Genomic DNA, 10,419 nt, shown 5'->3' on the forward strand with positions numbered 1-10,419 from the left:
GCGCCGTGGGGTGCTGGCTCGCGGTGAGCCAGGCGCAGCAATCCCAGGCGCGGCGAATGGAGCAGCTCACCGACGAAGTGGGTTCGCTGCGGCGGGCGTTGGAGTCCAGCTCCCGCGCGACTGGCGCGAGCCCGGTGGGCACCGCCACCCTCCTGGCTCCGCGGGAGGGTCGTCTCTCCGTCGAGGACCAGGAGGCCATGGCCTTGCGAGTGGCCACCTTGCTCAAGGAGTCGGGAGGGCCCGTCGTGGGCTCCTACGAGCCGGAGGCTCCCGTTCCCACCGCGCCAGAGCCGTCCTCGGAGCAGCGCGAGGCCGTGGCGCGTGCGGGCACGATGGTGGACCGGGTGGTCTCAAGCGGGCGCATGACAGCCGAGGACGTTCTCGAGATTCGACGTGAACTCGTCCACCTCCGAGGTCGCCCCGAGGCCGACGCGCTCCGCAAGCAACTTGTCGTCGCCATCAATCAGGACCGGCTCATCCCCGCGCCGGGTTTCGATGGCTTGCCGTAGGTCTCGCTTCCCTTTGAGCAGTCGAACGTCGCACGGCTCAGGAGTCACGACATGAAACAACTCACTTTTTCCAGGCCCCTTCTCCGCGGGGTCCTGTTCCCTGGGGTCGCGCTCGCTGTCCTGGGGCTCGCTCCCGTCGCGTGGGGAGGACTCCAATCACAGACAGTCTTCTGCCAGAAGAACACGGATGGTTCGGGGCTCTGCTACGGCAACTTCGTCGCCTTCCGTGAGGACGCGACGTCGACCTCGTCCGCGTCCTTCCGTGAAGACCTGATGACCGGCACGCGCAGCTTCGACTCGTGGTCCACCCCGCCGGGCGGCACCAGCCCGGTTGTCTACACCTGCATCCCCAACGCCGCCGTCTCCGCGCTCTGGGAGCAGGCCCTGAGCAACCGGGGCTTCTTCCGGGTGAGCTGGGACGCGAGCGGCACCTGCGACTACCTCAGGCTCGTCAACAGCTCGCAGAGCACGAACTTCTAAGGTCGCGAGCCGCTTCGGATTTCAACGGTGACCGGAGGGACGGCGCTCCCAGCAGGGGAGCGCCGTCACCTCATGGGGCTACTTCCCGCTGGGCGGCGGTGACACCGCGGCGCTGGGGCCCTTGAGGGCGGAGCGCAGCAGGAACAACGTCAGGCCGCCGAAGAAGAGCAGGCCCCACAGGTTGGACCAGAGGGGGTGCGCAAGCTCGCTCTCGCCCACTGCGTTGAGGAAGCCACCGAAGGCGCCCTCGTGGCCGAACACGGCCGGCAGGTTGATGGCGCGCGAGCCCGCGCCGTCCGTGGCGATTTCGAGGAAGGCGATGAGCACGCCGGCAATCGAGCCACCGGCGATGTAGCCGGAGGAGAGCAGGGTACCCGGCGAGAAGTCGGACTCGCTGCCACCGCGCAGGCGGTCCACCAGGTAGCGCACCATGCCGCCGATGAAGAGCGGCGCGCTGCTGCTGATGGGCAGGTACACGCCCACCGCGAAGGGCAGCGAGGACACGCCGCACAACTCCAGCATCAGCGCGATGAAGACGCCCAGCAGCACCAGGTCCCACGGCAGCCGCTGCGTGAGGATGCCGTCGATGATGAGCGCGAAGAGCTGCGCCTTGGGCGCGGCATAGCGGGTGAGGGCCTGCCCCTCGTAGGTGGTGATGCGGCCGCCGATGCCCGGGTCCACCACGTACTGGATGCTGCCGCTGTCATCGACCAGGTACTTGCCCGCGGGCACCGGGGTGTCCGCGCCGCGCACGTAGCCTTCCTTGAAGGTGCGCTGGGGGCCCTCGGTGATGGCGCCCAGCTCGGACACCTTCACCTGCGAGCCGCCCGTGGGGCTCAGCGTCACGCCGCTCACGTCCTGCGCGCTCACCTGCCGCCAGCTGTGCAGCGCCAGCGCGCCATCCTTGGAGGCCAGGTCATAGCCCTGCGCCCAGGCCGCCTTGCGCAGCGCGGCCTCGTCCAGTCCGCGCGACGTCATCGCCTGCGCGGACACGGCCCACGGGAAGGTGTACTGGGTGCGCGTCTCCTGGGTCATCTCGGTGACCTGCACGCCGGGGTGCGGCTCCGGAATCGTCACGGTGGCGCCCTTGTTCAGCGTCACCAGCACCAGGCCGATGAACATCGCGCTGGTGAGCACGCCGACGAAGAGGGCGATCTGCTGCTTCTTGGGCGTGCCGCCGACGAGGAAGGCCGTCTTCAAGTCCTGCGCGGTGGTGCCGCCGTTGGAAGCCGCGATGCCGACGATGGCCGCCGTGGTGAGGGCCATGAAGCGGTCCTGCGAGCTGGTCCACCCCGCCAGCAGATAGACGAGGCAGGTGACGAGCAGCGTGGCCACCACCATGCCGGAGATGGGGTTGGAGGAGCTGCCAATCTCACCCGTGATTCGCGCGCTCACCGTCACGAAGAAGAAGCCGAAGATGATGATGAGGACGGCGGAGATGAAGTTCACCTCCAGCGGCGGCGCCAGCCAGATGGCGAGCACCAGGGCCGCGCTGCCCACCAGCACCACGGTGATGGGGAGGTCCTGGTCCGTGCGAAGCAGCTGCGGCCCGCCACCGTGGCTGCGCGAGGCCTTGAGCGACTCCACGCCGCGCTTGAACGCGCCGATGATGGTGGGCAGCGAGCGGATGAGGCTGATGAGGCCGCCCGTCGCGACGGCGCCCGCGCCGATGTAGAGCACGTAGGCGTTGCGAATCTGGTCCGGGGACATGTCCCGGATGAGCTGCCCGTTGTGCACCAGGAGCGGCTGATCCAACCCCGCGCCGAAGAAGGAGATGGCGGGGATGAGGATGAGGTAGCTCAGCACGCCACCGGCGAAGGTGATGGCCGCCACGCGCGGGCCGATGATGTAGCCCACGCCGAGCAGCTCCGGGCTGACCTCGGTGGACAGCGTGGCGCTCTTGAGGCCCTTGAGGGGCGTGCTCAGCACCTCGCGGAACAGCTTCATGCCGGAGTAGGCGAACTTGTAGATGCCGCCCACCAGGAAGCCGATGATGACCGTGCGCGCGTTGGTGCCGCCCTGCTCACCGACGATGAGCACGTCCGCGCTGGCCGTCCCTTCCGGGTAGGGCAGCTTGCCGTGCTCCTGGACGATGAGGCCCTGGCGCAGCGGAATCATCATCAGCACGCCGAGCACACCGCCCAGCGCTGCCACGAGGAAGGCGTGCGTCAGGCTGATGTCGTAGCCCAGGAGGAGCAGCGCGGGCAGCGCCGCGGCGACGCCGAAGGCCAGCGATTCACCCGCCGAGCCCGTCGTCTGGACGATGGTGTTCTCCAGGATGTTCGACTTGCCCACCGCCCGGAAGATGGCGATGGAGAGCACGGCCACCGGAATCGACGCGGACACCGTGAGGCCGACCTTGATGGCCAGGTACACGGACGAGGCGGCGAACACGATGCCCAGGAACGAGCCGAGCAACAGGGCTCGAATCGTCATCTCCGTGGGCGACTGGTCCGGTGGGACGTAGGGCGTGTGCTGGTGGAGCGACTGCATCTGAGCGATCGGGACGCGCTCGTCGACGACCGGCGGGGTACCGTGGGCCAAGCGAAAGGCTCCTTACGAGGGAATCGGGCCCCTTCTAGCAGGGCCCCGCCCGCGACGCGAAGGATGCCCCGCAAATGGCAAGCGCCCCCACCCCGAGTGGGTGGAGGCGCCTTTCGGGCCCGCGCTCTGGCGAGCCCGACCTGCCGCGTCAGGCGGGGGTTACTGCTGCATCGCCGCGGCGTCCGGATCCACCTCGGCCATCAGCGCCGCCAGCTCGGTCTTCAGCTTGTCCTTGGCGCGGATCTCCAGCTGACGGGCGCGCTCGCGGGAGAAGCCGAAGTGCTCGCCCAGCTCCTTGAGCGTCATCGGGCGCTCGTTCATCACGCGCTGTTCGATGATGAAGCGCTCGCGGGGGTCCAAGCGCATCAGCGCGGTGCGGACGCGGGCGTTGATGAGGCCCGCCTCTTCCTTGTCGGCGAACTCGTCATCCTGCGGCGCGGCGGCGCTGACCACGAAGTCCACGTGGCTGTTGCCACCGTCCTCGCCCATGGGCGCGTCCAGGGACAAGTCCCGGCCGCCCATGCGCTGCTCCATCTCCCGGACCTCGCCCGGCTTCACGTGCAGGCGGCGGGCAATCTCCTCCACGTTCACCACGGCCTCGCCGTTGCCAAACTTCTCCAGCTCGCGGCGCGTGCGCGCCAGGCTGAAGAACAGCTTCCGCTGCGCCTGCGTGGTGCCGAGCTTCACCAGCGACCAGCTCTTGAGGATGTAGTTCTGGATGTACGCGCGAATCCACCAGACCGCGTAGGAGATGAGGCGGATGCCCTTGTCCGGGTCGAACTTCTGCACGGCCTTCATCAGGCCGATGTTCCCCTCCTGGATGAGGTCCGACATCTTGATGCCGTAGGAGCGGTACTCGTAGGCGACCTTCACCACGAAGCGCAGGTTGGAGGTGACCAACCGGTGGCCCGCTGCCAGCTCACCGCGGATGAAGCTGCGCGCGAGTGCCTGCTCCTCCTCCACGGTGAGGAGGTTGTAGTGGTTGATCTCCGAGAGGTACATCGCCAGGGAGCCGGAGTTGGACGACTGCTCGGTGGACGCCTGCATGGATGGTTTCTCCCGACGTGGGGCCCCGCTGACGAGGCCGCTAGGTTTTCGGACCGCTTGACGACTGAACGAAGGCTGTCAGAGCAACCCCGGTGCCAGCGCGAGGTCCCACACCTTCCCCAATGTCTGCGGGGGGTTGGCGGACGCGGCGCTCATGTACAAAGAAGGAGGGCTGTAACGGTTACGGCCGACCTGGGAACTCGCCGCGACTTCACGGCTGTAGAATGTGCCCCTCTGTGCACGACATGCCTCCCGCGAGGAGCGTCCGGGTTCTTCACCCGGGACGCGGAGCGAGCATGGGGCCCCCGGCAACCAGGCAAGGGAGCCCCTGGCGACAAGGCCGCGTGGGCCGCTGTCGTCTTCCCGTGGAGAACGGCTAACGACGGCGCGGGATGCTGTCCGGGGGCATTTTCCGCGCGCGCAGGGACGCCCGGGGGGCATCCGGGCACGCGAGCTTCAGGACGCGCGAGCCCGGGGCTCCGACGCCGCGGCGCGCGCCCGCTGGGCCTCGAGCCGCACGTGCGCCGTGACGGCGCGCTGGAGCGCGCGAATCAACTGCTCCGCTTCGCCCTGGCGCAGGGGACGCCCACCGAAGCGGGCCTCCAGATAACGCCGGGTGACGGGAGCCAGCGCGGGTGCCAGGGGATGTCCCTCGCGCGCCAGCCGCGCGTCCAGGTCCTCGAGCGTCTCGCCCTCGGCTCGGAACAATCGCGCGGGGAGGAGTATCGCTTCCACCAGGTCGACGAAGCGCGTGGCCTCATGCGGGCGGGGGCGCCCCGCCAGCCGCGTCACCAGCCGCCACGCGGCGTAGACGACCATGCCCGCGAGCAGGGCGGCGCCCCAGGCGCGCGGCGGAGGCAGGCGGCTTCGCTCCGTGTTCTCGGAGCCCTTCGGTGGCCGCACCAGGGCGCGCGCCACGTCCACCTGGTCGCGGAAGGAGTAGTCGACGACGGAGTTGCGCCACCGCGACTCCAACGCTTCGTACAGACCCAGCAGCCGCTGGAGCAGCCGCGAGCCCTGGCTGGTGCGGTGGGCAGGAGGTGTGGCGTCCACGGTGACGAAGCCCCGCTCGGGCACCAGCACGTGCGTCCACGCGTGCGCGTCGCCAGCCCGCAGGATGTAGCCTTCATTGACGCGCTCGCCGCCGAAGAAGCCCGTGGCCAGCCGGGCGCGGATGCCCTGGGTGCGCAGCATCAGCGTGAGCGCGGTGGCGAAGTGCTCGCAGTGGCCGGCCTTCCGCTCGAAGAGGAAGTCCGCCAGCGGGTCCTCGCGTTCGCCACTCAGCTCCAGCGTGTACGCGTGCTCGCGCTGGAGCCACGCGGCCAGCTTCTGCGCCGCGGCCAGGGGCTCGCGCTCGCCGTTGAGCACGCGCGCCGCCGTCTGGGAGACGCGGGGGTCCAACGCCTCTGGCAGCGCGAGCAGCGCGTCCTGCTCCACCGAGGGCAGGCGCCGGAAGGTGTCGCCGCTGCCGCCCGGCGGGAGGCTGTAGGCCTCGTAGGCATAGGAGAGGCCTGCTTCGAGAAAGCGCGCCTCGCCGCCGGCCAGTTCCTGGAGGAAGGTGCGCCGGCTGCCGGTGCTGCCGTTGGCCACCGCGTTGCCCAGCCGCGACGGCGTCTCCAGGGCGATGAGCGTGCGGCCGCCATAGGCGGGCAACAGCTCCACACGCTGATGGATGAGGTTGTCGCCGCCCGGGCGCAGCGTGAGGAGCGGCTCGCGCTCGCGGCGCACGCCGCCCGCGTTCGTCCACTCAAGTCCGTCGAAGATGTCGTAGGTGCGGCCCACCCAGTAGGAGTTGAGTGCGTCCACCCCGGGGTCCGGGCTCAACGTCGCGCGCAGGACGATGCGAGGGTTGTCCTTGATGGTCCCCGCGCCGCCCAGCCGCACGGTGTTGGAGAAGCCCGTCGTCGCGGGGCCCAGTCCCGGCGCGGCGCGCGGGCCCGTCATGTTCCAATTCAGCCGGGGGAAGAGGATGAAGAAGGCCATGGCCCCGGCCACCGCGAAGGTGACGCCCGTCGCCAGGGGACGGAGCACCGCGCGCACCGGTACGGGCTCGCCCTCCGGCACGGCGGCCTCCACCACGCCCAGCGCCATGGCAACGCTGGCCAGCACGCCGAAGGCCACCAGGAACAGGCCGTAGACGAGCTCGCCCGACAGGGCCGCGCCACCCGCCACCATCAACAGGCCGGACAGGTGCACCTGTCCATCCGTGGCGGCGTCCGGCGCTGACAGGAGCCGGTGCGCGGAGATGAGGCCCGCGAAGGCACACGCGGCGACCACGAGGTTGAGGGCGCCGGAGGTGACATTCACCGCCAGCACCGCCGCCACGCCCAGCAGCAGCAGCGCCGTGAGCTTCGCGCGCCTGGCGAACAGGCGCTTGCCCGCGAGCGCCGCCACCAGCGCGACGCCATAGAGGCCCAGCGTCCACAGCGGGAGCTGACCGGACACGGCCATCGACGCGAAGGCGCAGCCGGAGGCCACGTCCCGCAGCACCAGTCGCAGCCGCGCGCCCTTCGTCATGCCGCCTCCTCTTCTTCCTCGCGAGCGCCCTCGAAGCCCAGCCACGCCAGGGCTCGGAGGATGCGCTTCTCCTGCGCGGAGCCCGCCCCCGAGCGAAGCCGTCGGTCGGAGGTGTTGAGCCCCACCTCATGGCCCTCGTCGAGCAGCCGGTGCGCCAGCGCGGCCACTTCCTCGCATCGCCGCTCCAACGCTTCGTCCGCGAGCCCCGCCTCCACGGTGAGCACCCACGTGCGGCGCTCCTCGCGCTCACGCTCCACGCGCAGGAGCTTCCCCGTCGACGCGCTCTTGAGCCAGTGGATGCGGCGCGCGTCCTCGCCCTCGGCCAGCTCCCGGAGGCCCGTCACGTCGCCGCTGCCGTCGTTGCGGCGGGGGTTGCCCGAGTCACCCACGGGCCCGCGCTCCGCGTCCCCGGGCTCCTGACACGCATAGGTGCGCTTGGGATAGATGACCAGCAGTCCCTCCAGTGGAAGCACGCGCGTCTTGGCGAACAGGCCCAGGGGCCACGTCGTGGTGACACTCACGCCCGTCAGCCGCAGGGGGCCCCGGCGCGGCGCGATGAGGTTGGCCCGCACCACGTGCTCCACGTTCGCCGGCAGGTAGCCCACGCCGCCCCCGCCCGTCAGCGGAGAGTCCGCCTCCGAGAAGGTGAGGGCGAAGGCATGGCCCTGCTTGCGGGACACGGCCCAGCGGAAGGCGAAGGGCTCCCCGGCGAAGGCCGCGTCCGTGCCCACGCGCCGCACGGAGATGTCCCGGATGCACCGCTCCGACAGCACGCCGGACACCACCACCATGCTCAAGAGCAGGCCCAGCAGCAGGTACAGCAGGTTGTTGCCGGTGTTGAGCGCGCCCAGGCCCACGCCAAACGTCACCACCAGATACGTGCGGCCAATGCGCGTCACCTTGAGGGTGCGCGGCGGCCGCAGCCAGGCGCGAAGGCGCACCCAGCGTTGCTTCAGGCGGGGCTTCACCGCGGCGCCGGCACCTTTCGGGTCAACTCCTCCAGGAGGTGCGCCGCCTCGTCGCGCGCGGCCACGCCCTGCACGGCGCTGCGCAGAAGCACGCGGTGCGCCCAGCACGGCACCAGCACCGCCCGCACGTCCCCGGGCGTCACGAAGTCACGCGCCTCCCACAAGGCCTGCGTCCGGGCCGCCGCGCCCAGCGCCAGCACCGCGCGCGTGGAGGCGCCTCGCTCGATATCGCCGTGCTCTCGCGTCGCCCGAGCCAGCCGCACCACGTAGTCGGCCACCGTGCCGTCCAGCCGCAGCTCCGCGGCGAGCGTCCGCAGCGTGTCCACCTCCTCGGGGCTGGACACCGTCTGCACGGCATCCAGGGGCGGCGCGCGTCCCCGGGTGGCCAAGAGCTTCGCCTCCACGTCTGGAGCGGGGTGCCCCAGGGACAGGCGCAGCATGAAGCGGTCCAGCTGGGAGTCCGGCAGGGGATAGGTGCCGGAGAAGTCCACCGGGTTCTGGGTGGCCACCACGGTGAAGGGCGAGGGCAGCGCGTGCGTGCTCCCGTCCAGCGACACCTGGCCCTGCGCCATGGCCTCCAGCAGCGCGGACTGCGTGCGGGGCGGGGCGCGGTTCAGCTCGTCCGCGAGCACCAACTGGCGGAAGAGGGGCCCGGGACGGAACTGGAAGGTGGCCGTCTGGGCGTGGAATATCTGGGCGCCGAGGATGTCGGCCGGCATCAGGTCCGCGGTGAACTGGACCCGCGCGAAGCTCAGCCCGCACGCCCGGGCCAGGGCCTCCGCCAGCGTCGTCTTGCCGACACCTGGCACGTCCTCCAGCAACAGGTGTCCACCGGCGACCAGGCACGTCGCGACCAGGCGGGCCTGGGCTTCCTTGCCCTGGACGGCGCGGCCGAGCTCGGCGGCGATGCGCTCCATCGCCGTGCGCGCGGTTGCGGGGGAAGGTGCGGCGGTGGAGAGAACGCGGGCGGGCTGGTTCATCTGCCCGCCACTCTAGCCGACTCCCCCGGGGGCCAGCACGCCAGACTCCAGGGCACCCCGCCGAGGCGCCCGCTCCCTCGTCACCTCAGAGGGAGAGCACGTCCTCGGGCGTGTAGTAGGGGCGGTGGGCGACGACGCTGGCGCCCACCCCGAAGTAGCGGAACATCCGCTCGTGATGCGTGGCCAGCCCCTGCAGCTTCACCGAGTTCGCCATGTTCCGCGTCAATACGCCCACCGCGCTGTCCTTGAACTCGCGCAGATGGGTGAAGTCCAGCACCACCTCACAGCCCTTCAAGGCGTCCAGCGACAGCTGGACCTCGTGGGCCGTCTTCCCGTCCAGAACCCCTTCCAAACGCAGGGTGATGTGACCTGCGACGTCCTCGCGGTGGATCTGCAAACCCGCCATTGCTGTGCTCTCCCGTGGATGGTGTGTGCGCGCCGTGCCAAAGTCTTGGGCACGGCGGCAGGAGCACATTCCGGGCCACTGTCACACCCGGAAAACCCATGGAAAATCCATGGGGTGCACTGCCCGGCGCGAACACTGCCTCGGGTGGGGCAGGAATTTCAGCCCCGGATTCGTAACTTTGACGCGACTGTCCTGTGCCGGGCGCCCTGGGTGTCGTCTGGCGATCAACCCTGGCGATCAATCGTCTTCTGTTGGTCGACCAGGGTGAGCTGACGCTCCTGGTAGGCCTTCAGCTTGCGGAACTCCTTCACCACCTTGGTGGGGTAGCCCGCCATGAACTTCGTGCGCGACTCCTTCTTCGCGAGGATTCGCCGGGCCAGTCCGGGACCCGCGTTGTAGGCGACCAGGGCCTTCTCCACGGAGCCGAAGCGCTCGATGAGGTCCGCCAGGTACGCGGTGCCCAGCGCCACGTTCGTCTCCGCGTCGAACAGGTTGGTGCTGCGGCCCAGCCGGTAGCCGGCCTTGTCCGCCAGCCACGTCCCCGTGTCCGGCATCACCTGCATCAGCCCCATGGCGCCCACGTGGGACACCGCGTAGTTGTTGAAGGAGCTCTCGCACTTGATGACCGCCACCACCAGCAGCGGGTCCACGTTGTTGCGCTGGGCCTCGCGGACGATGGCCACCGACAGCCGGCGCTGCTGGTGCACCGGCAGGCCCGATGCCTTCACCAGCTCCACCACGCCCAGCCGCTCCGCCTCCGCGTGCAGCGCCTCGTCCTCGTACGCCTGGAGCTTCGCCAGCGCCGCCCGCAGCTCCAGCTCCCGCTGCTCCAGCCGGGTGCGCAGCTGCGTCACCTCCGCCGGCTCACCCTGGGGACCCGAGGGCACCTGCACCGGAAACGCCTGAGCACCCGCACCCACCAACATCGCAGCCGTCGTCACCGCCACCGTCCAACCCCTCATCCCACC

At 70.2% G+C, this 10,419-nt stretch carries 9 protein-coding genes; 2 read left to right on the top strand and 7 right to left on the bottom strand.

Translation table 11 applies throughout. The features are described 5' to 3' along the window. Positions 1-5: 5 nt before the first annotated feature. Together HUW62_RS25510 and HUW62_RS25515 are read left to right on the top strand one after the other, a co-directional pair. Positions 6-509, top strand: a complete 504-nt coding sequence (locus tag HUW62_RS25510; RefSeq protein WP_163870447.1) for a hypothetical protein — start codon at positions 6-8, stop codon at positions 507-509. Between the two features lie 51 nt (positions 510-560). After that, entirely contained in the window at positions 561-989 is a 429-nt protein-coding gene (locus HUW62_RS25515; RefSeq protein WP_163870448.1) for a hypothetical protein, read from the top strand. Between the two features lie 78 nt (positions 990-1,067). Here HUW62_RS25515 and HUW62_RS25520 read toward each other — a convergent pair whose 3' ends face one another. The 7 genes from HUW62_RS25520 to HUW62_RS25550 form a co-directional block, all read right to left on the bottom strand. After that, complete coding sequence (locus HUW62_RS25520; protein ID WP_176435874.1) at positions 1,068-3,533, bottom strand: OPT family oligopeptide transporter; 2,466 nt, start codon at positions 3,531-3,533, stop codon at positions 1,068-1,070. A gap of 159 nt (positions 3,534-3,692) precedes the next feature. Then, a complete protein-coding gene (locus tag HUW62_RS25525; RefSeq protein ID WP_163870450.1) occupies positions 3,693-4,580 on the bottom strand; it encodes an RNA polymerase factor sigma-32 in 888 nt (295 codons plus the stop codon). A gap of 456 nt (positions 4,581-5,036) precedes the next feature. Then, positions 5,037-7,097, bottom strand: a complete 2,061-nt coding sequence (locus HUW62_RS25530; RefSeq protein ID WP_176435875.1) for a DUF3488 and transglutaminase-like domain-containing protein — start codon at positions 7,095-7,097, stop codon at positions 5,037-5,039. Next, entirely contained in the window at positions 7,094-8,065 is a 972-nt protein-coding gene (locus tag HUW62_RS25535; protein ID WP_176435876.1) for a DUF58 domain-containing protein, read from the bottom strand. Before HUW62_RS25535 ends, HUW62_RS25530 begins: the two co-directional genes overlap by 4 nt. Continuing rightward, on the bottom strand, positions 8,062-9,045 hold the full coding sequence (locus HUW62_RS25540; RefSeq protein ID WP_163870453.1) for a MoxR family ATPase: 984 nt from the start codon (positions 9,043-9,045) through the stop codon (positions 8,062-8,064). Before HUW62_RS25540 ends, HUW62_RS25535 begins: the two co-directional genes overlap by 4 nt. A gap of 85 nt (positions 9,046-9,130) precedes the next feature. Then, positions 9,131-9,451, bottom strand: a complete 321-nt coding sequence (locus tag HUW62_RS25545) for an STAS domain-containing protein (protein WP_163870454.1) — start codon at positions 9,449-9,451, stop codon at positions 9,131-9,133. Between the two features lie 224 nt (positions 9,452-9,675). Next, the coding region (locus tag HUW62_RS25550; protein WP_255203636.1) for a lytic transglycosylase domain-containing protein at positions 9,676-10,419 on the bottom strand (744 nt) is incomplete at its 5' end.

It is taken from the genome of Myxococcus sp. AM011, from assembly GCF_013372595.1.
GTDB lineage: Bacteria > Myxococcota > Myxococcia > Myxococcales > Myxococcaceae > Myxococcus > Myxococcus eversor.